Source organism: Arsenicicoccus dermatophilus, assembly GCF_046267915.1.
GTDB lineage: Bacteria > Actinomycetota > Actinomycetes > Actinomycetales > Dermatophilaceae > Arsenicicoccus > Arsenicicoccus dermatophilus_A.
This window is the reverse complement of sequence record NZ_CP176520.1, coordinates 1,121,899-1,145,113: the sequence shown is the minus strand read 5'-3', so window position 1 is coordinate 1,145,113 and position 23,215 is coordinate 1,121,899. Positions and strand designations below refer to the sequence as shown.

The window sequence follows — 23,215 nt, the reverse complement described above, 5'->3', positions numbered from 1 at the left end:
CGCAACTCGCTTCATGCTGTGGGCATGGCCGATACCTCCGCCCGCATCCTGCGGCTGCTGTCCCTGCTCGAGGCGCGCGTCGAGTGGCCTGGTGGCGACCTCGCCGAGCGGCTCGGGGTGTCGGCGCGGACCGTGCGCCGTGACATCGACACGCTGCGCGAGCTCGGCTACCCCGTCGAGGCCGTGCCCGGTCCCGGCGGTGGCTACCAGCTCGGCGCCGCCGGCAAGCTCCCGCCCCTGGTGCTGGACGACGATCAGGCCATCGCCATCGCGCTGGCCCTGCAGACCGCACCGGCGACCGTGACCGGCATCGACGATGCCGTCGCCAGGGCGCTGACGACCCTGCGGCAGGTCATGCCCGCACGCCTGCGTGCCGCCAGCGAAGCATTCGAGGTCACCGCGCTGCGCAACTACTGGGAGTTCTCAGCGCCACCCATAGACGTCGCCACGCTGCAGGCAGTCGGGTCCACGATCCGCATGAGTTCCTGCCTGCGGTTTGACTACGCCGACCCCGACGGGCGGGTCCCCGCGCCGGGCGATGCCGACTTCCGACCGCCCCACGACGTCGAGCCCCACCACCTCGTCGTGTGGGCCGGCCGCTGGTACCTCGTCGCCCGCGACCGCAACCACGCCACCTGGGGCACCTACCGGGTCGACCGTATCCGCCCCAAGACCCCCGCAGGCCGCACCTTCGCCCCCGCCCCCCTCGACCCCGAAGACCTGAACCGGCTTGTCGTGCAGAACCCCGACCGAGGCGACACCCCCGGCCAGTGGCAGTGCGTCGGCACCGCAACGCTCGCGCTGCCCGCGGACGTCGTCGCCCGCTGGGCCCCCGGCGGGTCCGTCGTCGCCCCCATCGACCGCCACTCCTGCCGCCTGACGATCGGGGGGTGGTCCTGGGCCGGAGTTGCGGGCCTCTTCATCACCTTCGACACGGACCTCGCGAATGTCGAGCCATCCGAACTATGCGACGCCTTCGCGACCATCCGGCGACGCCTGGAACCGGCCCCGCCAGCGGGACTACGCCAACAATGACCGGCACATACCCGCCCCGAAGGGCCGGGGTTCTCCGTACCCGCCGCCACGCTGAAGTCGCTGGCTGGCGCACTGCCGGTCGATCAACGTCCCCGGTCAGTACACCTAGGCGTCCAGGGGGGCCAGCCCGCGGGCGGAGCGGATGACCGCCACCACCTGACCCATGATCTCGTCGAGGCCGAAGTCCTTGGGCGTGAACACCGCGGCGACCCCGAGCTCGGTGAGCCGCCGGGCATCCGCCTCGGGGATGATGCCGCCCACCACGACCGGCACGTCCGTGACACCCGCGGCGCGCAGCCCCGCCAGGACGTTGGGCACGAGCGCCATGTGCGACCCGGATAGGATGGACAGCCCCACGACGTGGACGTCCTCGGCGACGGCCGCGGCCACGATCTGCTCGGGCGTGAGCCGGATCCCCTGGTAGACCACCTCGAAGCCGGCGTCGCGCGCCCGGACCGCCACCTGCTCGGCGCCGTTGGAGTGCCCGTCGAGACCGGGCTTGCCCACCAGGAAGCGCAGGTGGGTCCCGAGCTCCTCTCCGGTGCGACGCACCGCGGCCCGCACCCGGTGAATCGGGGCCTGCCCGTCGGCGGTGGCAGGCAGGTCGAGCTCGCGGGGGGCGGACCCCCCGCTGGCACCGGAGACCCCGGTATGGGCGCGGTACTCCCCGAAGACCTCGCGCAGCGCGTCCGTCCACTCCCCCGTCGTCACCCCGGCGCGGGCGCAGGCGAGCGAGGCGTGGACCAGGTTGGTCGTGCCGGCTGCGTCGGCACGCAGCTGCGCCAGGGCGGCCACGGCGGCCGCGCGGCGGGTCGCGTCGGCGTCCCGCTCCTCGCGCCAGCGGTGCACCGAGGCCACGGCCCGCTCCTCCACGTCGGGGTCGGCCACGTGGATGGCGGTGTCCAGGTCGGCCGTGAGCGGGCTGGGCTCGGTCGTCTGGAAGCAGTTGACCCCCACGACCTTGTCCACACCCGCCTCGATCCGGCGACGACGCGCGGCGTGGGCGTCGACCAGCGCCGACTTGAGGTAGCCGGACTCGACGGCCGCCACCACCCCGCCCATCTCCTCGACGCGACGCATCTCGGCCCGGGCGTCCGCGACCAGCTCGGCGACCTTGGCCTCGATCACGGTCGAGCCGCTGAAGATGTCGTCGTACTCGAGCAGGTCGGACTCGAAGGCGAGGACCTGCTGGATGCGCAACGACCACTGCTGGTCCCAGGGGCGCGGCAGGCCGAGCGCCTCGTTCCAGGCCGGCAGCTGCACGGCCCGGGCGCGGGCGTCCTTGGACAGGGTGACGGCCAGCATCTCCAGGACGATGCGCTGGACGTTGTTCTCCGGCTGCGCCTCGGTCAGGCCGAGCGAGTTGACCTGCACGCCGTAGCGGAAGCGGCGCTGCTTGGCGTCCTGCACGCCGTACCGCTCGCGCGTGATCTCGTCCCACAGCGCGACGAAGGCCCGCATCTTGCACATCTCCTCGACGAAGCGCACCCCGGCGTTGACGAAGAAGGAGATCCGGCCCACGACCTCGCCGATCCGCTCACGGGGCACCTGCCCGGCCTCGACCACGGCGTCGAGCACGGCCACGGCGGTGGACAGCGAGTAGGCGAGCTCCTGCACCGGGGTCGCCCCCGCCTCCTGCAGGTGATAGCTGCAGATGTTGATGGGATTCCACCGCGGCATCTCGGTGACGGTGTAGCTGATCATGTCGGTGATCAGCCGCAGCGAGGGGCCGGGGCCGAAGACGTGGGTCCCCCGGCTGAGGTACTCCTTGATGATGTCGTTCTGCGTGGTCCCGGCCAGACGGTGCCGGGCCTGCGCGACGTCCTCGCCGGCGGCGCGGGCCTGCTCCTCGGCCACGGTCTCGTAGAGCGCGAGCAGCCACATCGCCGTCGCGTTGATCGTCATCGAGGTGTTCATCTCGGCCAGGGGGATCTGGTCGAACAGCGCCCGCATGTCGCCGACGTGACTGACCGGGACACCGACCTTGCCCACCTCGCCGCGCGACAGCACGTGGTCCGGGTCGTGGCCCGTCTGCGTCGGCAGGTCGAAGGCCACGGACAGCCCGGTCTGACCCTTGGCGAGGTTGGTCCGGTAGAGCGCGTTGCTGGCCGCGGCGGAGCTGTGGCCGGCATAGGTGCGCATCACCCAGGGACGGTCCTTGGGGCGCGGGGTCGTCAGGTCGGTCGGGTCAGCCGTCTGGTCAGCCATGCTCGCAAACTACCGGCGGGTCCGGGACCTCGCGACCGGTCCGTGAGAGTGACCACAGGTGACGCTCCACACACGCGGCGCCATCGCTCAGGAGGAGCTCCGCCGTCGCAGCACCTTGCCCAGGCGCATCGCCGCGACGACCCGCTCGAACCGCGGCGAGGGGTTCACGACCACCAGGGTGCGCCCGGCCCGCTGGGCCCGGTGGTGCGCGCCGGCGATCAGCGCCAGCGCCGTGGCGTCGTAGAGCTCGGCCTCGGCGAGGTCGACGAGCAGCTCCCCCTCCCCCAGCACGATGGCGCGGTGGATCTCCTCGCGCAGGGTGTGGTCGGTGCTCGCGTCGAGCCGACCCCGCACCCGCAGCTCCTGGCCGGGCACGACGACCTCGACCGTGGTCGTCTGCTGGGTCCTCATCGAGCCTCCCGCCCTGCTGCCACGGTTCACCGCCGTGGTCTCACCGCTACTCGTAGAGATATTCGACCACGACGGGTGAGGAATTTCCGGCATTGGGTCAGGTCCGCCCCGACCTCCTTCCCGCGACACATGGGACCATGCCCTCATGGTCAACCTCACGCGCATCTACACCCGCACCGGTGACGACGGCAGCACCCACCTGGGCGACTTCAGCCGGACGAGCAAGACCGACCTGCGGCTGCAGGCCTACGCCGACGCCAACGAGGCCAACGCGGCGCTCGGCGTGGCCGTGGCAGCCGGTGGTCTGCGCCAAGACGTGCGCGACACCCTCACCCGGGTGCAGAACGACCTCTTCGACGTCGGCGCCGACCTGTGCAACCCGCTGCGCGACCCCGCCGAGAAGCCGGACTTCCCCCCGCTGCGGGTCCAGGCCGCGTGGATCGACGAGCTCGAGGCCGACTGCGACCGCTACAACGAGGAGCTGGAGAAGCTCCGCTCGTTCATCCTGCCGGGCGGGACGGTCGGCTCGGCCTACCTGCACCTGGCCTGCACCGTGGTCCGCCGCGCGGAGCGCAGCACCTGGGCAGCCATCCAGGCGTATGGCGACCAGCCGGCCGCCGAGGGCGCGGAGCGCGGCGTGGGCGGCATCAACGTCCTCACCGCGACGTACCTCAACCGGCTCTCGGACCTGCTGTTCATCCTGGCGCGGGTGGCGAACGTGGGCGCCGGCGGGGACGTGCTCTGGCAGCCGGGCGGCGGTCGTGAGGGCTCGTCCTAGACCGCCCTCGGCGGCAGCCCTGGTGAGGTCGCCTCGTGCCAGGAGCGCATCGCGGTGGCGGTGGGCAGGGGAACCGCCAGCTCCACCTGCCGCCCGTCCGCGCACAGGTCCAGCAGCACCGGCTCGTCCAGCGTGATGGGCAGGTCGTCGAGACCGTCGCGACGGGCCCCCTGCACGGACAGCGCCCGGCGTTGCAGCTGCAGCGCCGGGCGCAGGGTCGCCCCCATGAGCGGGTAGACCAGGAGGGCGTGCGTGTCGAAGCGTCCGAGTCCGTAGCGCCAGCGATGCTGGTCCGCGCGGAACGCGCAGACGAACATCGGGGCTCCGCCGGCGATCAGCTGCCGGCGCAGAACGTGCAGGCCCAGGCAGAGCAGGCCGATGACGACCAGGCCCCCGGCGACCACCTCGGTGATCGCCAGCCCGCCGCCCATCGCCCCCCTCGCTCAGCGGCGGCTGTCGGCAGTGGCCTGGGAGACCTGCTCGGCGAGCAGGGTCACCTGGTCGTCATGGACGGAGAGGAACCCGGAGTCGACGGTCCAGACCTGCCGGCCCTCGCCGGAGGTGATGGACACGGGCCCGGCGACGACCACACCCAGCAGCGGCGCGTGCCCCGGCAGGATGCCGAGCTCCCCCTCGGTCGTCCGGGCGGTGACTGCCGCTGCCTCGCCCTGCCAGACGGAGCGGTCCGCGGCGACGAGTTGGACCTGGAGTGGCACGGGTGGCTCCTCGGTGCTCGGGGGTGGTTGCTGCCATGCTACAAGCACGACCCGCCGCCCACGACCACCCGTGGCCCCCGCCCCTGGCGTCGCGGAGCAGCCCCGAGGCCGGTCGTCACGCCCGCCCCGCTTTTCACTCAGCGCAACTGTTGATCACGCTGTGCTATGATCAACGGGGAATCGGGTGGGTTCTCGGAGCACGCAGTCCTGTGACCTGGGACGCTCGGTAACCTCGGGGTGGTTCGGACGACGGATCACGGGCGGCGGGCCAGGGGTCCGACCTCGGGTCGAGAGCAGCATGTCGACATACCGCCCGGACCGCACCGGGGCGGGGGCCTCGGCCCGGACCGCACCGCGTCGACAGCACGCGCCCCGACCGCCGACCGAGGCGGAGCCGGGAGAGCACCGTCCGGCCGACTCCTGGGGGGACACCGATGGCCACCACCGACCGCACCACCGCCACGGCGGAGCAGGATCGCCGACCGCCGCTCGTCTCGGTGGTGGTCCCGACCTACCGCCGGCCTCATCTGCTCCGCGAGGCGCTGGCCTCCGCGACCGGGCAGAGCCTGACCGACCTGGAGATCCTGGTCTGCGACAACGCCGCCGAGTCCGCCACCCGCGAGGTGGTCCAGTCCTTCGCCGACGACCGCCTGCACTACGTCCCCCGCCCCACCAACCTGGGGATGATCGGCAACGCCCTCGACGGCTTCCGCCAGGCCCGGGGCACCTATGTCGTCAAGCTGGACGACGACGACGCCCTGCTGCCCGACGCCCTGGAACGGCTGGTCGGGGCGCTCGAGCGCCGACCCGACGCCACCGTCGCCTTCGGCGAGATGACCCTCGTCGACCTCTCGGGACGGGTCCTGGAGGAGCAGACCCACCAGCTGCGCGTGGACACCGCCCGGGTGGGTCTGGCCGCGGGCTACCACACCCCCGCGAGCGAGCTGGCGGTCCGGGGGTCCGTGTGCCTGGCAGCGAGCGTGCTGCGCCGCGCGGCGATCGACTGGGACGCCGTGCCCGCGTGGGCCGACACGGCCTACGACCTCCACCTCGTGCTGGAGGCCGTCCAGGACGGGGCGACCGCCTACTTCGACCCCGAGCCGGTCACCCGCTACCGGATCCACGGCGCCAACGACTCGGTCACGAACGTCATCCCCAACCTGGAGGCGGGACAGCGGGTGCTGCGCCAGGCCCGCAGCAGCGGACGCCACCCCGACTCGCCTGCCTACGACCTGGTCCTGTGCCGCGACCACGAGCGGCTCTCCCGGGAGTATCTGCTGGTCGGAGACCGCGCCCAGGCCCGGCGCCACGCCCTGCGGTCGCTGCGGGCCAAGCCCTCCGTCGCCGGGCTGCGGGCGCTGATGATGGCTGCCCCACCCGTTCAGGTGGGGCAGCGCATCGCCGCCTCCCGGCGCGCCGCCTACCTCGCCGGACGCGGCGTCTGACCGGGCGCGACCGGCCCTGGTGCGCCACCGTCGTGGCCGGTCACTCCTGCTCAACACGGAGCGAGCACCCGACCCCGTGAGGCAGACTCTTCGCAAGGCCTGTTCGATCCAAGGAGCACCGTGACCGCCAAGACCCCTCCCGCCTCTCCGCTGCAGGCCCTCGCCCGCAACTGGTGGCTCGCCCTCGCGCTGCCGCTGCTCCTGGCCCTGGTGGGGTTCGTCGTGGGCGGCACCCGCCCGGTGGAGTACACCGCGGAGTCCCGGGTCGCGGTGGGCAGCGGCAGCCTGAGCGCCGGGGCGATCGCGGGCTTCCCGCTGGCCTCCCAGCAGCTGGCGGACAACTACGCCCGGTGGGTCAACAACCGGGGCGTGGAGTCGCAGGGCACGACCCAGAGCGACGTCGTCATCGCGGCGTCGCCGATCCCCGAGTCCAACGTCGTGCGGGTCGAGGCCAAGGGCCCCGACAAGGCCGAGGTGGTCGCGGCGGCCGACAAGACCGCCAAGGACCTCGTGGCCGCCGTCAACGGCAAGCGCGGGGACAGCGACCCCGAGACGACCCTGAAGGCGCTGGACGCGGCGGCCGCCAAGTGGGGTCAGGCCAAGGCCGACTCGGACGCCGCCACCAGCGCCGTCCAGAGCGCCATCGGCGCCAAGAAGCCCCAGGACGCGATCGAGCGTCTGCAGCGGGTGTCCGGCGACGCGGCCGCCCGGTCCGCGGTGCTGCAGGCCCAGATGGACGCGCTCTCGGAGAAGTACCGCTCGCAGGTGTCCCAGGGCTCCACCGCGGCCGACCTGCGGGTGGTGGCCCCGGCCCAGATGTCGGCCTCCACCAAGGCCGCCAACCAGCAACGGGGCGCGCTCCTGGGCCTGGCGCTCGGCCTCGGTCTCGCCCTCGCCGGCGCCATGCTCCTCGAGCGTCGCCGACGCGACTCGGTCCAGGTGGTGGCCCGCCCCACGCCGGAGACGCGCACGGTCGAAAGCCGCCCCGCCGAGCCCCGGATGGCCGAGGTGCGTCCCGTGGACGGCCGCGGCGAGGGCGAGGCGCCCGAGGTGCGCAAGCGTGGTCTGGGCGACACCCGCACCATCGACACCCGCCGCGGAGCCCGCCCGGTCTCCCTGGCCCGGCGCCGCGAGGCAGGCTCGTCCCGGGACGACGCGGTCGCAGACGCCCCCTGGGGCGAGGACGAGTGACCGCCACCGCGGTCACCGCTGCGCAGGGCACCGACGACGTCGTCCACGGCACGGAGCGGATCCCGGCCTTCGTCTGGGTGACGCTGGCCTATCTCGCCACCAACATGTTCTCCGGGGTGTGGGGCGAGCTGGGCGTCCCCGCCCCGCTGGATCGCGGGCTGCTCCTGTTGGCCCTGCTCCTGGTGGCCCTGGACCCCTTCCGCGAGCGGCTGCGCTGGCGGCCGGTGTACGGATGGATGATCGCCACCGTCCTGTGGACGACCTGGTCGGCGCTCACGGCCGACACCCTCACCACCCCCGAGGGGCTCTACGGCCTGCTCGACCGCGTCGTGGTCCCCTTCGTGATGTTCCCGGTGGGCGCTCTCGTCTTCGCGACCCCGCGCCGGCGGGACCTGATCCTCAAGCTGCTCGTGCTCATCGGCCTCTACCTGGGCACCAACGCCGTGTTCACCATCCTCGGCCCGCACAGCCTGGTCTACCCGCGCTACATCATGACCTTCGTGGAGACGAACCCGCTGGTGGCCGGCGACAACCGCGCGGTCGGCCCCTTCCTCACCGCCGAGGCGAACGGCTTCACCCTGAACCTCTGCGTATACGCGGCCGGGTTCGCCGTCCACCGCTTCCGCGGGTGGTGGCGCCGCCTCGCGCTGCTCGCCATACCCGTCTGCCTGGCCGGCGTCATGCTGACCCTGACCCGGTCCGCGTGGCTGGCGTGCGTCCTCGGTCTGGTGTCGGTCTGCCTGTTCGTCCCCCGCCTGCGGCGCTGGCTCATCCCGTCCGCCATCGGCGCCGCCGTCCTCCTCGGCGCGGCGGTCCTGGCGATCCCCGCGCTCAACGAGCTGGTGACCTCCCGAGCCACCACCTCGCGCTCGCTCTACGACCGGGCGAACACCTACGAGGCCGGGTGGCGAGCCCTCGAGCAGCACCCCCTCTGGGGCGTCGGGTGGTCCACCTTCATCGACCACGGCGTGGAGTGGGTGCGCCAGTCGCCGGACTACCCGGTCACCACGGTGACCATCGAGATCCACAACGTCTTCATGTCCCGGGCGGTGGAGACCGGCTTCATCGGCGGCGCCCTGTGGATCGTCTGCTGCGCCGCCGGCCCCTTCGCCCGGCTGCTGCGTGGCCCGGACCGCCGCACGCCGGAGCTGTTCGGCTGGTGGTTGTTCGCCCTGATGAGCTTCTTCGCCTGGATCGTCCCCTCGATGACCAGCCCGAACCCCTTCCCCCTGCCCAACATCCTGACCTGGCTCATCGGTGGCATCGTCGCCCGCGCCGCCCTCGTCCGGCCTCGTGGGGCCCCGAACCGGGACGACCAGGACGACGCGCACCCCGACGAGCCGCACCTGGAGAGGAGCCCCTCGTGGGCCTGAAGGATCTCTACCGGCACGTGCGCACCGATGTGCTGCCCAAGGAGCAGCTCCGCCGCCGCAACCCGCGCGCCTACGTCACGCACCGGGCCGTCTTCCGAGGTGACCCCTCCCGGGTGGACCTGGCGCCCGAGGTCTACGTCGCCGGCCCTTCGATCCTCGTGTGCGAGGACGGGGGCGGACTCACCGGCTCGCGGATCGTCGTCGGGGAACGCACCTACATCGGCGAGTTCAACAACATCCGCACCGCCGGGGCCCCGATCGTCATCGGCGCGAGGTGCCTGATCAGCCAGCACATCACGATCGTGGGATCCAACCACGGGACGGCCCCGGGACGGCTGATCGTCGACCAGCCCTGGTCCGGCGACGGCGTGACCATCGGTGACGGCGTCTGGGTCGGCGCGGGGAGCGTCATCCTGCCGGGCACCCGGATCGGGGACGGGGTGGTCGTCGCCGCCAACTCGGTGGTCCGCGGTGAGATCCCCGCCGACTCGATCGTGGCCGGCGCACCGGCCCGGGTGATCCGCGGACGCTGAGGTCCCGCCCCGGAACCGGGCTCGCGGCGCGCGGGACGGCCGCACCCCCAGACCGGCCCTCGACGCAGCCGCGGTGTCAGCCGACGGGCTTGCCGTAGTCGCGCCGGACGACCTGCATGCGCTCCCAGGGGAAGCCCTTCAGCACGTCGTAGGGCATGGTGCCGCCAAGGATCTGCTTCCACGGGTCCTTGCCGGTGCGCGCCTGCTCGCCCTGCCCGGACTGACCGATGACGGCGACGGCGCCAGAGGTGTCCACCACCAGGAAGCCGTAGCGTTGCGCGGCCCGGGCGATGACCTTGCCCATCGGGGACAGCGGCAGGGAGTCCACGTCCACGGCCGGGTCCAGCCGCAGCCGGGCACCCTCGGGGATGGCGTCGGGATGCGTGGAGACGCCGTCGCTGCGGTTGGCGGGGTACCACACCCGAGAGGCGTCTCCCGTCTCGATCAGGACGAGCCCGATCGCGTGCTCGATCAGCCCTCTGCGGGCCTCGTCCAGGGTGATCATCGTGCCGACGTGGGTCAGACCCGAGGCAGGGACGCCGAACCCCTGGTCGTAGTACCCCGGCGCCGAGGAGACCCGGTCGATGCGTCCGCCCCAGCAGGCACGCCAGCCGGTCCGGCCGCCCCTGGTGACCGGCTCCATGATCCAGAACTCCCAGAGCTGGTCGGTGCTGCGGTCGTAGATGCTCATGGCCTTGTCGGTGCCGTGCGCCGGCTGGGCCCCGGCCGGGACCGGCACCTGCTTCCACATGGCGGGCCCGTCCTCGACCCCCCACGGGACCTCCTTCTTGCCCTGGCAGTCGTAGAACGCGACGTCCTGCCGGGGGGTCTTGTCGTCCACGACGTAGTAGCTGGTGTTGTACTGATCGGTGTTGAACCCGGCGACGCCGTTCCAGTTCGGGGTGATCTGACCGATGAGGTGCTTGACCATCGCCGGGGACCGCGGCTCCACGGGGGCCTTGGTGAGGTCCACGCGATAGACGTTGTCGGGTGCGAACAGCCGGCTCGGGGGGAGGTCCGCGGCGCGGGGCGTCGCGAGCGGTGTCTGGGGCTCCTCGAGGGCCATCCGGGTGCGAGTCACCCGCGGGCTGGGCAGCGCGGACGGGGTGCCCGGCGCCGACGTCCCGCTCGTGGTGGTCGGGCGCGCAGGCGCGGGCTCGTCGCTGCAGCTCGCGGCGGACAGCACGACGAGGACGACGGCGGCGCAGCGCAGCCCCGCGGCGTGATGGGGTGTGGGCACGTCAGGAACTCCTGTGGTCGGGCAGGTGGGGGCGGTACGGCGCGACCCGGGACTCCGGGTCACGCCGCGGCCAGGTCACCCCCGCCTCGCCGGTTCTTGATCATGGTGATGGCCGCCCGGAACCCTACTGTCGCCCAGACGTAGGCCAGGACGGCGGGCACCGCCCCGAGGCCGCAGACGACCAGGCCCAGTCCGCCCTGGGGCAGGTAGCCCAGCTCGATGACGCGGCTCACGCCGTACACCCCCAGGTAGGAGATGGACGCCGCGAAGATCATCTCGATCACGGGCACGTGGATCAGCGGTGGGCGCGGCGGCAGCGGCAGGTGACGACGCACCTGGTGCAGCAGGTAGAGCAGGGCGACCAGCTGGGCGGCCACGGTCGCCGCGACCGAGCCGAGCACCCCGAAGGGCACGATGACCGCCGCGGTGAGGGTGAGGTTCAGCGTCACGTTGACGAAGCCGTACCGCATGTCGATCTCGGGGTGGCCGAGGGTGAGGACCCACAGGATCGTGGGCAGCGCCAGCAGGGGGAAGAAGTGACCGGCGAGCGCGAGCGCCGCCACCTGTCCCGGCAGCGGGGTCGGCATCCGCAGCCACTCCACGACGCCGAACAGGCATGCGGGCACCCCCACCGCGACCCAGCCCGACACCACCGTGACCCATAGCTTCTGGATCTTCTCGAACTTCGGCAGGGTGTCCTCGGCGCCGTTCTCCCCCACCCAGCGACCGAGGGTGGCCTGGATCGGGGTGCCGGCGTTGGTCGGCAGCATGCGCAGCTGCATGGCGAACTGCGAGCCGGTGCCGAAGATCGCGGCGTACGGCGAGGCGAAGCGTTGGACGATGAGCATGTCGCCCTGCAGGCCCGCCATCTCCAGCACCGAGGCGATCTGCGCCTTCCAGGCGTAGCCGAAGAAGTCTCGCGTCTCGGCGCCGGTGAGGAAGCGGAACCGGCGGAAGGTCAGGAAGCGCATCGCGCTGGGGACGATGAGCAAGGTGCTCATCACCTGCTGGACCATGAAGGTGTACGCGACGCCGTACAGCCCGAGGTCCAGGTGGATCGTCAGCAGCAGACCGGTGGCGTAGATCGCGTGGCCGATCAGCCCGGTCAGGCTCGGGACCGAGAACTTCTGCATGGCGAACAGCACGCAGGCGAACAGCTGGCGCACCAGCGCCACCCCGACCACGACGACCATCGTGCGGAACAGGTAGACCGTCTCCGGCATCAGCCGGTCGGAGGTCTTGAAGAAGGCCAGGATCGGGTGGGCGGCGTTCCACAGCCCCGCGAACACCACGACCGACACGACGGTGATGATCCCCAGCAGGGACACGAGCAGGGTGGTGATCCGGTCACGCTCGTCCTTGCCGGCATACAGCGTGAAGTAGCGCTGGGCGCTGGCCCCGATGCCGCCGTCGAAGGTCGCCATGGCGCCCACGAGGCTGTTGACGAGCAGGAACTTGCCGTAGGCCTCCAGCCCGAAGTAGCCGAGGACGACCGGAGTCAGGAGGAGGTTCAGCGCCAGGGGCGCCACCTGGGCGACCGTCTGCCAGCTCGCCCCGCGCAGGAGGGTCCTGGCCGCCGACGGCGGGGGCGGTGGCTGACGGGCCGTGGCGGCCGGGTCGGGGTACCCCTCGGGAGAGGCGTAGGCCTCCGGGTCGGCACTCACGAGCGGCCCCTGGGACGACGACTCACGCCCGCTCGCGGGCGGCTCGACGCGTTCCAGGGGTAGGGGTGCACGCGCCCATCGTACGGAACCGCGCCGTGACCACCGCGTGGTTCGCGGGAAGAGCCGAGGTGAGGGCAGTGGCGACGACCTCTGCGCTCCTGACCGGGGTGGGCGGACGGCCGCATACCATGGTCCTCAGCAGGGGGCTGCGGACGGTGCCCTCCCCCGCCACGGAAGGGTTCCACGTGCTCGGACGGCAACCGCTCGTCTCCGTCGTCATCCCTGCCTACCAGGCGCAGGACGTCCTCGGAGCGGCCATCTCCAGCGCTCTCACGCAGAGCTACCCCGAGGTCGAGATCATCGTGGTCGTCGACGGCGCCACGGACCGCACCGAGGCCGTGGCCACGGCCTACGGGGACCGGGTGCGCGTCATCACCCAGCCCAACCGGGGCGTCTCGGCCGCGCGCAACGCCGCGATCCGGGCCGCCGAGGGCGAGCTGGTCGCGCTCCTCGACGCCGACGACGTCTGGCTGCCGCCGTACCTCCAGACGGCGGTGCACACCTGGGTGTCGGCGGAGGACCCCCGCTCCTTCGTCACCTGCGACGCCCACCTGCTGACGCCGGCCGGTTTCGTGCAGGGTCGCGCGGTGCTGCCGTCCGGCACCCCGGACGCGACGCGCCAGCGCAGGCAGATCCTGGAGAACAACTTCGTCTCGATCTTCTCGGTCTACCCCAAGGCCCTGTGGGCGGAGCTCGGCGGCTACGACGAGTCGATGCCGGTGTGCGAGGACTACGACTTCTGGGCGCAGGCGATCTTTCGCGGCTGGACCGCGCTGTTCGTCACCGAGCGCCAGGCGTTCTACCGCCGCGGCGCGGGCAGCCTGTCCACCCAGCGCGAGCGGATGTATGCCGGGGAGCAGCAGGTGCTGCGCCACGTGGCCGACCGGCACGGCGACCGGCTGAGCCCGGCGGAGCGCGCCTTCCTCGACCTGCGCCTGGCTCACGGGTCCGCCATGCAGCAGATCGACCTCGGCGAGGCCGCGCTGCGAGCCGGGGACCGGGACACCGCCGCGGAGCGGTTCGCGCTCGCGGCCCGCCTGATGCCGAGCGCCCGCCGGATCCGTCTCAAGGCCGAGCTGGTCGGACGCGTCCCCCTGGCGGCCCGGGCCTACGCCCGCCGCCTGTCCACCACCGACCTGCAGACCGGTCGCACCCTCCAGGGCGAGAGCCGGTGACCTTCGACTCCACCCTGCCCCGGGCGAGCGTGATCATCCCGGCGCACGACGAGGGCCGGGTCATCTCGGACTGCCTCCAGGCGCTGCGCACCGCGGCCGGCGAGATCCCCCTGGACGTGGTCGTCGCCGCCAACGGCTGCACCGACGACACCGTCGAGCGCGCCCGGGTCTTCCCCGGGGTGCGGGTCCTCGACCTCGCCACCCCCTCCAAGGTCGCCGCGCTCAACGCCGGCGACGCGGCCGCGCGGACCTTCCCCCGGATCTACCTCGACGCCGACATCGTCCTGTCCCGCGAGGCCCTGCGCGACATGCTCGCCGCGCTCGACACCGACCGCGCGATCACCTGCGGCCCCACGGTGCAGTTCGCCACCACCGGCTCCACCTGGCCGGTCCGGGCGTTCTACTCCGTCTTCGCCGAGCTGCCCTACGTCCGGAACAAGCTGGTGGGCCTCGGGGTCTACGGGCTCAACGCCGCCGGACGGGCGAGGTTCGACCGATTCCCCGACCTGACGAGCGACGACCTGTTCGTACAACGACTGTTCTGCGCCGAGGAGCGGGTCGTGGTCCCGAGCACCTTCCTCGTCCAGGTCCCCCGCACGCTGACCAACCTGCTCAAGGTGCGGGTGCGCGTCGCCAGGGGCAACCGCCAGCTCGCCGAGCACGGGGCGGAGGCGGCCGCGGGCGACTTCACCCCCTCCACCGGCGGGACCATGTCCGCGATCGTGCGGCTCGTGCGGCGCAGTCCCGCCGCCATACCGGCCGTGCTCGTCTATCTCGCCGTCACCGTCGTGGCCCGGTGGCGCGCCCGGCAGGCGTCCGCCGCACGGTGGGAGCGTGACACCTCGACCCGCTGAGCATCCCTGCCAGCCCATGACGCGGCCGCGGCCGCGAGGAGGAAACCATGACCGCACCCTTGCGGGTGGCCTATCTCGTCAGCGCCTACCCGGCGTTGTCGCACGCCTTCATCGAGCGCGAGGTGCAGGCGCTGCGCGACCTCGGCACCCAGGTCGACACCTTCACCATCAACCAGACCCCCGCCGACCAGCTGCACTCGCAGGCGATGCGGGACGACGCGGCGACGACCACCCCGGTGAAGACCGCCTCCGCCCCGACCTGGGTCCGCGCCCACCTGGGCGTCCTGCGCCGCGACGCCGGCGCCTGGGCCCGGCTGCTCGGCACCGCGCTGCGTACCGGGGAGGCCACCCCGAAGGCGCGCCTGTGGCAGGTGTTCTACCTCGGCGAGGCGGTCGTGCTCTACGACCTGATGCGCCGCCGCGGCCTGCGCCACGTCCACGCCCACTTCGCCAACGTGTCCGCCGACGTCGCCCGGCTCGTGGTCACCCTCGGCCGGGACCTGGACGGCCCGCAGGCCGGGTGGCGCTGGTCCTTCACCATGCACGGGCCCACCGAGTTCGAGGCGGTCGACCGTTTCGACCTGCCGGCCAAGGTCCGCTCCGCGTCCGGCGTCTCGTGCATCTCCGACTTCTGCCGCAGCCAGCTGATGCGCCTGGTCGAGCCCGGCGAGTGGGACAAGCTGGCCCTGGTCCGGATGACCGTCGACGCGGACCGCTACCGGCCGCCGGCCGACGGCCGCGCGGGACGTGCAGGCACTCCCCTGCGGGTGCTGTACGTCGGTCGCCTCGTCCCGGAGAAGGGCGGACCGGTGCTGCTCGACGCGGTGCGGCGGCTGCAGGAGCGCGGCGTCCCGGTCCAGGTGCGGATGATCGGCTCGGGCCCGCTGGCGGACCCGCTGCGGGAGCAGATCACCCGCCAGGACCTGGGCGGGCTGGTCGAGCTGGCCGGTGCGGTCGGGCAGGACCACCTGCCCGAGCACTACCACTGGGCCGACGTGTTCTGCCTGCCGTCCTTCCAGGAGGGGCTGCCCGTGGTCCTGATGGAGGCGCTCGCCACCGAGCTGCCGGTCGTGACCACCCGGATCGCCGGGGTGACCGAGCTGGTGACGGACCAGGAGATGGGACGGGTCGTCCCCGCAGGGCGGGCCGACGCCCTGGCCGACGCCCTGGCCGAGGAGGCTGCCGACCCGCAGCGACGCGCCGCCCAGGGCCGGGCCGGGCGCGCCCGGGTGCTGGAGGAGTTCACCGCGCGGACGGCCGGCCCGGCCATGGTGGACTTCCTGCGCTCGGTGGGCTGAGCCTGCTGCTCGGCACGGCGCCCGCGGGGGGTGAGGACCACGGTCCTCGCCCCCCGCACCGTCTCACGGGCAGCCGGTGTCAGGGGCGTCCGGTGTCAGGGGCGGTAGCCCAGCACCGACAGGATCGACTCCACGTAGTGCTCCGGCATGAACCGTGCCTTGACGTCCGCGCGGGCTCGCGCGCCCATCTCGGCATACTCCGAGGCGTTGACCGGGTCCATGACGTGCCGCAGGGCTGCTCGCAGGCTGTCGACGTCGCTCGGGACCACCACGCCGGTCACCCCCGGGGTGATGTAGTCGGTGACCCCCAGCCCCTCCGTCACGACGACCGGCTTGCCCAGCACCATCGCGTTGAGGTAGGTCTGCTGGCCGGCGCTGCGGACCGAGGTCTGCAACGGCAGGACCATGGCGCGGCAGCCCGCCAGCAGATCGACGAACTCCTCGTGGGTCGTGGGGCCGACCTCCAGCTCCGGGCACGGCACCTCGGGCTGCCAGGTGGTGGCCACCCGCACCCGGATCCCGGTCCCCCGCACCGCCTGCGCGAGCAGGTCGTAGTCGCGCAACGAGTTCCCACCCGCGAAGACGTAGTCCCCCGACGTGGTAGGTCGGTCGTGGTCGTCGTAGAGCGTCATCGGGAAGGGGGTGAACACCACCCGCTCCTGCGGGATCCCCCACTGCTCGCTGAAGGTCGCGCGCTCACCCTCCGACAGCACGGCGAACCTCAGGTGCGGCCCGTCCAGGGCCCGGATCAGCACCCGGGCCACGACCGGGACGACCGGCTCGAGCCAGGGCATCCTCGCCGTCAGCGACCGGCTGCGCGGCTCCCAGGTGGCGTCGGTCATCACGGTCCGCGGGGGGTGACGGCGCCGGCGCAGGACGAGTGCGAACACCAGGTCTCGATACCACTCGCCCAGGGTCACCGACCCGCGCAGGACCAGAGCCTCGCGGTGGCGCGACCGCAGGAGCAGCTCGGCGAGGGACCGGGCCGGGTGCCCCGGCCGTGGGTGCGCGGCCTCCATGAGGTCCCCCCAGGCAGGCGCGTCGGGGTCGCCCACGGTCGACAGGATGGGGCGGCGCAGAGCCACGCAGGTCTCCTTCGAGCTCGGTACGGCTGGGGTGCACGGACGCGGGGCACAGCCCGGGGCCGTCACCTCGACGGTGACGGCCCCGGTGCCACAGGTGCTACGACGAGCAGCTCAGAGGGACTTCTGGATCTCGTGCCACTGACGCTCGACGTCCTCGAGACCGCCGCACATGAAGAAGGCCTGCTCGGCGACGTGGTCGTACTCGCCGTCACAGATCCGGGTGAAGGCGTCGATGGTCTCGTCCAGCGGAACCGTCGACCCCTCGATGCCGGTGAACTGCTTGGCCACGTAGGTGTTCTGCGACAGGAAGCGCTGGATGCGGCGAGCCCGGTTGACGAGGATCTTGTCCTCCTCGCTCAGCTCGTCCATGCCGAGGATGGCGATGATGTCCTGGAGCTCCTTGTTGCGCTGCAGGATCCCCTTGACGCGCACCGCGGTGTTGTAGTGGTCCTGGGAGATGTAGCGCGGGTCCAGGATGCGCGACGTCGACGTCAGCGGGTCCACGGCCGGGTAGATACCCATGGAGGCGATGTCGCGAGAGAGCTCGGTCGTCGCGTCCAGGTGGGCGAAGGTCGTGGCCGGAGCCGGGTCGGTGTAGTCGTCGGCGGGCACGTAGATCGCCTGCATCGAGGTGATCGAGTGTCCCCGCGTGGAGGTGATCCGCTCCTGCAGCACGCCCATCTCGTCGGCCAGGGTGGGCTGGTAGCCCACCGCCGACGGCATCCGGCCGAGCAGGGTCGAGACCTCGGACCCGGCCTGCGTGAAGCGGAAGATGTTGTCGATGAAGAGCAGCACGTCCTGCTTCTGCACGTCGCGGAAGTACTCCGCCATCGTCAGGGCCGACAGGGCCACGCGCAGACGCGTGCCCGGCGGCTCGTCCATCTGGCCGAAGACGAGCGCGGTCTGACCGAGGACGCCCGCCTCCTCCATCTCGACCATGAGGTCGTTGCCCTCACGGGTGCGCTCGCCGACACCGGCGAACACCGACACACCACCGTGGTCGCGGGCGACACGGGCGATCATCTCCTGGATGAGCACCGTCTTGCCCACGCCGGCGCCGCCGAACAGGCCGATCTTGCCGCCCTGCACGTAGGGGGTCAGCAGGTCGATGACCTTGATGCCGGTCTGGAACATCTGGGTCTTGGACTCGAGCTGGTCGAAGGCCGGCGCGGTGCGGTGGATGCCCCACCGCTCGGTGACCTCGAGGCGCTCGCCCTCACCGAGGTTGAGGCACTCGCCCGTGGCGTTGAACACCTTGCCCAGGGTCACGTCACCGACCGGCACCGTGATCGGGCCACCGGTGTCGCGGACCGCCGCGCCACGGACCAGACCGTCGGTGGGCTGCAGCGAGATCGCGCGGACGAGGTTGTCCCCGATGTGCTGGGCCACCTCGAGGTTGAGGGTCTTGCTCTCGCCCCCGAGGACGACGTCGACCTTGAGGAGGTTGTAGATCTCGGGCATCGCGTCGACGGGGAACTCCACGTCGACGACCGGGCCGATCGAGCGGGAGACCCGGCCGACGCCGCCCTCGGCGGGGGCGCCCTGGTGGGCCTCGTTCATCGTGGCAGTCATGAGTCTCTCTACCTTTGCTGTTGGGCGGCTTACTTGGCGTCCGCGAGGGCGTTCGCGCCGCCCACGATTTCGCTGATCTCTTGGGTGATCTCGGCCTGACGGGCCTGGTTGGCCAGGCGCGTGTAGGTCTTGATGAGCTCCTCGGCGTTGTCCGTGGCGGACTTCATGGCCCGCTGGCGGGCGGCGAGCTCGGACGCCGAGGACCCGAGCAGGCAGGTGTAGATCCGGCTGGTCACGTACTTCGGCAGCAGCGCGTCCAGCACCGTCTCCGCGTCCGGCTCGAACTCGAACTGCGGCTGCAGGCCGTCGCGGTCGGGCTCTACCAGGAAGCCCTGGTCGACCTCGACCTTCTGGCCACGCTCCACGACCTCCAGCGGCAGCAGCCGCAGCGCCCGTGGTGTCTGGGTCACCATGGTGCGGAAGCGGGTGTAGACCACGTGGACCTCGTCCACGCCGTCCGGCCCCTCCGTCAGGAAGTCGTGCATGACCCGGTCGCCGATGGCCTTGGCGTGCTCGAAGCGCGGCGCGTCGCTGAAGCCTTCCCAGGACTCGGCATAGCCGCGGTCCCGGAACTTGAACCAGGCGATGGCCTTGCGACCGACGAGGTAGGGCACGACCTCCTTGCCCTCGGCCCGCAGCCGCTCCATCAGCTCGTTGGCGGTCTTCAGCGCCGAGGCGGAGTACGCCCCGGCCAGACCGCGGTCGCTGGTGATGATGACGACGCCCGCGCGCCGCCCACCGTCGCGATTCGTGGTGAGGGGGTGCTCCTCACCGGCATAGGTCGCGGCCGCCGACACGGCGCGGGTGAGCGCGTGCGTGTAGGGAGCCGAGCTCATGACCGCTTCACGCGCCTTGATCACCCGGGAGGCGGCGATGAGCTCCATCGCCTTGGTGATCTTCTTGGTCGCGCTGACGGACCGGATGCGCTGGCGGTAGACCCGCATCTGCCCACCCATGTAGTTGCCGCCTCTCTGCTGTCTGTCGTGTCCGGGGTGTCACTGGTCGACGGTCACGGTGCCGGGGCTCCGCCTCGGCACCGTGCTGCTCGTCAGGTCAGTGCTTCTCGATCTGCGCGCGGTCCATGTGCTCGTCCTCGATGGAGTCGAACTCCTCGTGGCCGGGGTGGACACCCGCGTGCTCGGTGCCCGAACGGAACTGCTGCTTGAAGGCGGTCATCGCGTCGTCCATGGCCGACTTGCTGTCGTCGTCGAGCTTCTTGGTCTCGCGGATGGCGTCCAGGATCCCGCTGCGCTCCCGACGGACGAAGTCGAGGAACTCCGCCTCGAAGCGGCGCACGTCCTCGACGTCGACGTCGTCGAGCTTGCCGGAGGTTCCGGCCCAGACCACAAGGACCTGCTCCTCCACGGACATCGGCGAGGCCTGTGGCTGCTTGAGGAGCTCGACGAGTCGGGCGCCGCGCGCGAGCTGCTGACGGGAGGCGGGGTCCAGGTCGGAGGCGAACATGGCGAAGGCCTCCATGGCGCGGAACTGCGCCAGGTCCACCTTGAGGCGGCCGGAGACCTCCTTCATCGCCTTGATCTGAGCGGCGCCACCGACGCGGGACACCGAGATGCCCACGTCGACGGCGGGGCGGACGTTGGCGTTGAACAGGTCGCCCTGGAGGTAGATCTGACCGTCAGTGATGGAGATGACGTTGGTCGGGATGTAGGCCGAGACGTCACCGGCCTTGGTCTCGATGATCGGCAGGCCGGTCATCGAGCCATGACCCAGCTCGTCGGAGAGCTTCGCGCAGCGCTCCAGCAGGCGCGAGTGCAGGTAGAACACGTCACCCGGGTAGGCCTCGCGGCCCGGCGGGCGGCGCAGCAGCAGGGAGACGGCACGGTAGGCCTCGGCCTGCTTGGACAGGTCGTCGAAGACGATCAGGACGTGCTTGCCCTGGTACATCCAGTGCTGGCCGATCGCGGACCCGGTGTAGGGCGCGAGGTACTTGAAGCCGGCCGCGTCGGACGCGGGGGCGGCGACGATGGTGGTGTACTCCATCGCCCCGGCCTCCTCGAGGGTGCCCCGCACTGACGCGATGGTGGAGCCCTTCTGGCCGATGGCGACGTAGACGCAGCGGACCTGCTTGTCGGGGTCACCGGACTCCCAGTTGGCGCGCTGGTTGATGATCGTGTCGACGGCGACCGTGGTCTTGCCGGTCTGCCGGTCACCGATGATCAGCTGGCGCTGGCCGCGACCGATCGGGATCATCGAGTCGATGGCCTTGATCCCGGTCTGCAGCGGCTCGTGCACGGACTTGCGGCTGACGACGTTGGGCGCCTGCAGCTCCAGCGCACGCCGGCCCTCGTCCCGGATCTCGCCGAGTCCGTCGATGGGCTGGCCGAGGGGATTGACGACACGGCCCATGAAGGCGTCGCCCACGGGGACGGAGAGGACCTCCCCGGTGCGGCGGACCGTCTGGCCCTCCTCGATCCCGGAGAACTCGCCGAGGACGACGACGCCGATCTCGTGGACGTCGAGGTTGAGGGCCAGGCCGAGGGTTCCGTCCTCGAACTGCAGCAGCTCGTTGGTCATGGCCGAGGGCAGGCCCTCGACGTGGGCAATACCGTCACCGGCGTCGACGACACGACCGACCTCCTCGCGGCTGGCCGCACCAGGCTGGTACGACGCCACGAAGCTGTCCAGGGCGTCCCGGATCTCCTCCGGACGGATCGAAAGCTCCGTCATTGTGTGTCTCTTCTCCTCGTAGCGGTCGCGGGGACCGACTCGTAGTCAGGTGGTGCGTCGGACCCGCTCAGGCGCCGAAGTGGCGGCGCGCTGCGTCGAGCTTGGTGACGATGGTGCCGTCGACGACCTCGTCGCCGATCTGCACCCGGATGCCGCCCACGACCTCGGGGTCCAGGACGACCTTGAGCAGGACCGTGCGCCCGTAGGTGCGCCCCAGGGCTGCGGCCAGCCGAGCCTGCTGCTGCGCGGTGAGCGGGGCGGCCACGGTGACCACGGCGCTGAGCTGGTCCCGGCGCTCGGCCGCGACGGCGAGGTACTCCTCGATCGTCGACGAGAGCGTGCGACCGCGTCCCGCGGTGACCGCCTGGTGGATCAGCCGGCCGGTCTCGGGATGGACCTTGCCGTAGAGCAGGCGCTCGATGAGCCGGGCCTTGCTCTCGACCGGGGCCTGCCCGTCGGCGAGCGCCTCGCGCAGGGCGGGTGCCCCCGCGACCGCGCGCTCGAAGCGGAACAGCTGCTCCTCGACGTCGTCCGCCCGACCGCCGGCGACCGCCATGGCGACCTGGGTCTCCACGGCGAGCAGCTCGACGGCGTCGGACAGGTCGCGCTCGGTGGACCAGCGCTGGGCCGTGACGGCGGACAGCACGGTGATGGCGGCGGGCGTCACCTTGCCGTCGAACAGCCGGCGCGCGAGGACCCGCTTGCTCTCGGCGTCGCGCGTCGGGTCGGCGAACGCGCGGCGCAGGGTGGCGGACCCGTCGAGCACCGAGGTCATCGCGAAGAGGTCGTCGGAGAGCCGGGACCAGTCGGTCCCGGAGTCCAGGACCCCCTGCAGCGTCCGGCGGCTCTCGACGAGGGCTCCGCGCGATGCCCCCTGCATCAGAAGGCTCCGTCCGTGGGCTGCCAGCGGGACGCTCCGGTGCCGGCTGTCCCCTGGTCGGCGATGCCGTACGCGGGCGTCTCCGGTGCCGGCGCGCCCTGGCCGACGGCCACGGGTCGGATGTCCCCGGCCTCGAGCTCGGCGAGGAAGCGGTCGACGATGCCCTTCTGCCGAGTCTCCTCGTGCAGCGACTCACCGACGATGCGGCTGGCCAGGTCGGTCGAGATGCGCCCGACCTCGGAGCGCAGCGAGACGACCGCCTGCTGGCGCTCGGCCTCGATCTGCTTGTGCGCCGACTCGGTGATGCGGTTGGCCTCGGCCTGGGCCTCGGCGCGCATCTCCGCGATGATCGTCGCCCCCTGCTCCTTGGCCTCCTCGCGGATGCGGGCGGCCTCCTCGCGGGCCTCGGCGAGCTGCGACTTGTACTCCGCCAGGGCAGCCTCGGCCTCGCGCTGGGCGGCCTCGGCGCGGTCCATGCCGCCCTCGATCGCCGCGGTGCGCTCGGCATAGGCCCGCTCCAGAGCCGGAGCGACCTTCTTGGCCACGACGACCCAGATGATCGCGAACACCACCAGGCTGAAGATCAGCTCCGGGATGTGCGGCATGAGGGGGTTGTGACCGCCCTCCTCGGCGGCCGCGACCGCCAGTGCGGTGAGCTGCACGATGTCTCCTTCTGGTCAGGCTGCGAACTCGGTCAGGCGACGCGCGGACGCGTCACTTGAAGAGGAACAGACCGACGAAGGCGAGGATCGCGAGGGCCTCGGCGACGGCGAAGCCGAAGATGGCCTGCGGGCGCAGGAGACCGGCGGCCTCGGGCTGGCGGGCGATGCCGTTGAGGAGGGCGGCGAAGATGAGACCGATGGCGATGGCCGGGCCCAGCGTGGCGATGCCGTAGCCGACGAGGGACATCGAGCCGTTGATCTCCAGGAAGTGCTGCATCTCAGGATTCTCTCTCTGTGGGTGTCCCGGGTGGCTGCCCGCCCGGGAGGCGGTGGGGTATTCGGTTGTC

22 protein-coding genes are annotated in these 23,215 nt (G+C 71.8%); 9 read left to right on the top strand and 13 right to left on the bottom strand.

The genetic code is table 11. The annotated features are described in order from the left end of the window. Positions 1–24 precede the first annotated feature (24 nt). Positions 25–1,035 (top strand): helix-turn-helix transcriptional regulator, encoded by a 1,011-nt coding sequence (locus ACK2IS_RS05690; protein WP_409485178.1) that lies wholly within the window; start codon positions 25–27, stop codon positions 1,033–1,035. A gap of 105 nt (positions 1,036–1,140) precedes the next feature. Here ACK2IS_RS05690 and ACK2IS_RS05685 read toward each other — a convergent pair whose 3' ends face one another. Together ACK2IS_RS05685 and ACK2IS_RS05680 are read right to left on the bottom strand one after the other, a co-directional pair. Continuing rightward, positions 1,141–3,243 (bottom strand): protein meaA, encoded by a 2,103-nt coding sequence (locus tag ACK2IS_RS05685; RefSeq protein ID WP_409485177.1) that lies wholly within the window; start codon positions 3,241–3,243, stop codon positions 1,141–1,143. 87 nt (positions 3,244–3,330) lie between these two features. Further along, positions 3,331–3,654 carry an STAS domain-containing protein gene (locus tag ACK2IS_RS05680; RefSeq protein ID WP_409485176.1) on the bottom strand — a complete coding sequence of 108 codons (324 nt, stop codon included), beginning with the start codon at positions 3,652–3,654 and terminating at the stop codon, positions 3,331–3,333. 145 nt (positions 3,655–3,799) lie between these two features. Here ACK2IS_RS05680 and ACK2IS_RS05675 point away from each other — a divergent pair, with 145 nt between their 5' ends. Beyond that, a complete protein-coding gene (locus ACK2IS_RS05675; RefSeq protein WP_409485175.1) occupies positions 3,800–4,432 on the top strand; it encodes a cob(I)yrinic acid a,c-diamide adenosyltransferase in 633 nt (210 codons plus the stop codon). On the opposite strand, the gene ACK2IS_RS05670 is transcribed toward ACK2IS_RS05675, so the two are convergent. Both ACK2IS_RS05670 and ACK2IS_RS05665 read right to left on the bottom strand, forming a co-directional pair. Beyond that, entirely contained in the window at positions 4,429–4,863 is a 435-nt protein-coding gene (locus ACK2IS_RS05670; protein WP_409485174.1) for a DUF2550 family protein, read from the bottom strand. The two genes, ACK2IS_RS05675 and ACK2IS_RS05670, sit on opposite strands and share 4 nt — an antisense overlap. 12 nt (positions 4,864–4,875) lie before the next feature. Further along, positions 4,876–5,148, bottom strand: a complete 273-nt coding sequence (locus ACK2IS_RS05665; protein WP_409485173.1) for a F0F1 ATP synthase subunit epsilon — start codon at positions 5,146–5,148, stop codon at positions 4,876–4,878. 434 nt (positions 5,149–5,582) lie between these two features. On the opposite strand from ACK2IS_RS05665, the gene ACK2IS_RS05660 reads away from it, so the two are divergent. From ACK2IS_RS05660 to ACK2IS_RS05645, 4 genes are all read left to right on the top strand, one after another. Next, positions 5,583–6,593: a glycosyltransferase family 2 protein gene (locus tag ACK2IS_RS05660; RefSeq protein WP_409485172.1), complete on the top strand. Its 1,011-nt coding sequence runs from the start codon at positions 5,583–5,585 to the stop codon at positions 6,591–6,593. Between the two features lie 120 nt (positions 6,594–6,713). Continuing rightward, the gene (locus tag ACK2IS_RS05655; RefSeq protein WP_409485171.1) at positions 6,714–7,784 is read left to right on the top strand and encodes a hypothetical protein; all 1,071 of its coding nucleotides are present in this window, start codon (positions 6,714–6,716) and stop codon (positions 7,782–7,784) included. After that, on the top strand, positions 7,781–9,157 hold the full coding sequence (locus ACK2IS_RS05650) for an O-antigen ligase family protein (RefSeq protein WP_409485170.1): 1,377 nt from the start codon (positions 7,781–7,783) through the stop codon (positions 9,155–9,157). The genes ACK2IS_RS05655 and ACK2IS_RS05650 overlap by 4 nt, the downstream gene beginning before the upstream one ends. Further along, positions 9,148–9,690, top strand: a complete 543-nt coding sequence (locus ACK2IS_RS05645) for an acyltransferase (protein ID WP_409485169.1) — start codon at positions 9,148–9,150, stop codon at positions 9,688–9,690. The genes ACK2IS_RS05650 and ACK2IS_RS05645 overlap by 10 nt, the downstream gene beginning before the upstream one ends. Before the next feature lie 76 nt (positions 9,691–9,766). On the opposite strand, the gene ACK2IS_RS05640 is transcribed toward ACK2IS_RS05645, so the two are convergent. Further along, on the bottom strand, positions 9,767–10,930 hold the full coding sequence (locus ACK2IS_RS05640) for a hypothetical protein (RefSeq protein WP_409485168.1): 1,164 nt from the start codon (positions 10,928–10,930) through the stop codon (positions 9,767–9,769). A gap of 59 nt (positions 10,931–10,989) precedes the next feature. Further along, positions 10,990–12,594: a lipopolysaccharide biosynthesis protein gene (locus tag ACK2IS_RS05635; protein WP_409485167.1), complete on the bottom strand. Its 1,605-nt coding sequence runs from the start codon at positions 12,592–12,594 to the stop codon at positions 10,990–10,992. Between the two features lie 245 nt (positions 12,595–12,839). Between ACK2IS_RS05635 and ACK2IS_RS05630 the strand changes: the two genes are divergently transcribed. The 3 genes from ACK2IS_RS05630 to ACK2IS_RS05620 are packed head-to-tail and all read left to right on the top strand — an operon-like array spanning position 12,840 to position 15,981. After that, positions 12,840–13,829 carry a glycosyltransferase family 2 protein gene (locus ACK2IS_RS05630; RefSeq protein ID WP_409485166.1) on the top strand — a complete coding sequence of 330 codons (990 nt, stop codon included), beginning with the start codon at positions 12,840–12,842 and terminating at the stop codon, positions 13,827–13,829. Next, entirely contained in the window at positions 13,826–14,683 is an 858-nt protein-coding gene (locus ACK2IS_RS05625) for a glycosyltransferase (RefSeq protein WP_409485165.1), read from the top strand. Before ACK2IS_RS05630 ends, ACK2IS_RS05625 begins: the two co-directional genes overlap by 4 nt. A gap of 47 nt (positions 14,684–14,730) precedes the next feature. Next, positions 14,731–15,981: a glycosyltransferase family 4 protein gene (locus ACK2IS_RS05620; RefSeq protein WP_409485164.1), complete on the top strand. Its 1,251-nt coding sequence runs from the start codon at positions 14,731–14,733 to the stop codon at positions 15,979–15,981. Between the two features lie 95 nt (positions 15,982–16,076). Here the strand turns inward: ACK2IS_RS05620 and ACK2IS_RS05615 are convergent, their stop codons facing one another. The 7 genes from ACK2IS_RS05615 to ACK2IS_RS05585 form a co-directional block, all read right to left on the bottom strand. Then, positions 16,077–17,066, bottom strand: coding sequence for a glycosyltransferase family 4 protein (locus tag ACK2IS_RS05615; RefSeq protein WP_409485163.1), 990 nt, complete (start codon positions 17,064–17,066; stop codon positions 16,077–16,079). A gap of 111 nt (positions 17,067–17,177) precedes the next feature. Next, a complete protein-coding gene (gene atpD / locus ACK2IS_RS05610) occupies positions 17,178–18,638 on the bottom strand; it encodes a F0F1 ATP synthase subunit beta (protein ID WP_409485162.1) in 1,461 nt (486 codons plus the stop codon). Between the two features lie 29 nt (positions 18,639–18,667). Then, positions 18,668–19,594, bottom strand: a complete 927-nt coding sequence (locus tag ACK2IS_RS05605; RefSeq protein WP_409485161.1) for a F0F1 ATP synthase subunit gamma — start codon at positions 19,592–19,594, stop codon at positions 18,668–18,670. A gap of 97 nt (positions 19,595–19,691) precedes the next feature. Beyond that, positions 19,692–21,326 (bottom strand): F0F1 ATP synthase subunit alpha, encoded by a 1,635-nt coding sequence (gene atpA / locus ACK2IS_RS05600; protein WP_409485160.1) that lies wholly within the window; start codon positions 21,324–21,326, stop codon positions 19,692–19,694. A gap of 67 nt (positions 21,327–21,393) precedes the next feature. Continuing rightward, entirely contained in the window at positions 21,394–22,206 is an 813-nt protein-coding gene (locus ACK2IS_RS05595; protein WP_409485159.1) for a F0F1 ATP synthase subunit delta, read from the bottom strand. Beyond that, complete coding sequence (locus tag ACK2IS_RS05590) at positions 22,206–22,868, bottom strand: F0F1 ATP synthase subunit B (protein WP_409485158.1); 663 nt, start codon at positions 22,866–22,868, stop codon at positions 22,206–22,208. The genes ACK2IS_RS05595 and ACK2IS_RS05590 overlap by 1 nt, the downstream gene beginning before the upstream one ends. Before the next feature lie 52 nt (positions 22,869–22,920). After that, positions 22,921–23,133: a F0F1 ATP synthase subunit C gene (locus tag ACK2IS_RS05585; protein ID WP_409485636.1), complete on the bottom strand. Its 213-nt coding sequence runs from the start codon at positions 23,131–23,133 to the stop codon at positions 22,921–22,923. Positions 23,134–23,215: the final 82 nt, after the last annotated feature.

Excerpts from the sequence above, each read along its gene's own strand:
- ACK2IS_RS05670 (WP_409485174.1), bottom strand. The coding sequence starts at position 4,863 with ATGGGCGGCGGGCTGGCGATCACCGAGGTGGTCGCCGGGGGCCTGGTC.
- atpA (WP_409485160.1), bottom strand. The coding sequence starts at position 21,326 with ATGACGGAGCTTTCGATCCGTCCGGAGGAGATCCGGGACGCCCTGGAC.
- atpD (WP_409485162.1), bottom strand. The coding sequence starts at position 18,638 with ATGACTGCCACGATGAACGAGGCCCACCAGGGCGCCCCCGCCGAGGGC.
- ACK2IS_RS05605 (WP_409485161.1), bottom strand. The coding sequence starts at position 19,594 with ATGGGTGGGCAGATGCGGGTCTACCGCCAGCGCATCCGGTCCGTCAGC.
- ACK2IS_RS05675 (WP_409485175.1), top strand. The coding sequence starts at position 3,800 with ATGGTCAACCTCACGCGCATCTACACCCGCACCGGTGACGACGGCAGC.
- ACK2IS_RS05685 (WP_409485177.1), bottom strand. The coding sequence starts at position 3,243 with ATGGCTGACCAGACGGCTGACCCGACCGACCTGACGACCCCGCGCCCC.
- ACK2IS_RS05680 (WP_409485176.1), bottom strand. The coding sequence starts at position 3,654 with ATGAGGACCCAGCAGACGACCACGGTCGAGGTCGTCGTGCCCGGCCAG.
- ACK2IS_RS05690 (WP_409485178.1), top strand. The coding sequence starts at position 25 with ATGGCCGATACCTCCGCCCGCATCCTGCGGCTGCTGTCCCTGCTCGAG.
- ACK2IS_RS05660 (WP_409485172.1), top strand. The coding sequence starts at position 5,583 with ATGGCCACCACCGACCGCACCACCGCCACGGCGGAGCAGGATCGCCGA.
- ACK2IS_RS05595 (WP_409485159.1), bottom strand. The coding sequence starts at position 22,206 with ATGCAGGGGGCATCGCGCGGAGCCCTCGTCGAGAGCCGCCGGACGCTG.
- ACK2IS_RS05620 (WP_409485164.1), top strand. The coding sequence starts at position 14,731 with ATGACCGCACCCTTGCGGGTGGCCTATCTCGTCAGCGCCTACCCGGCG.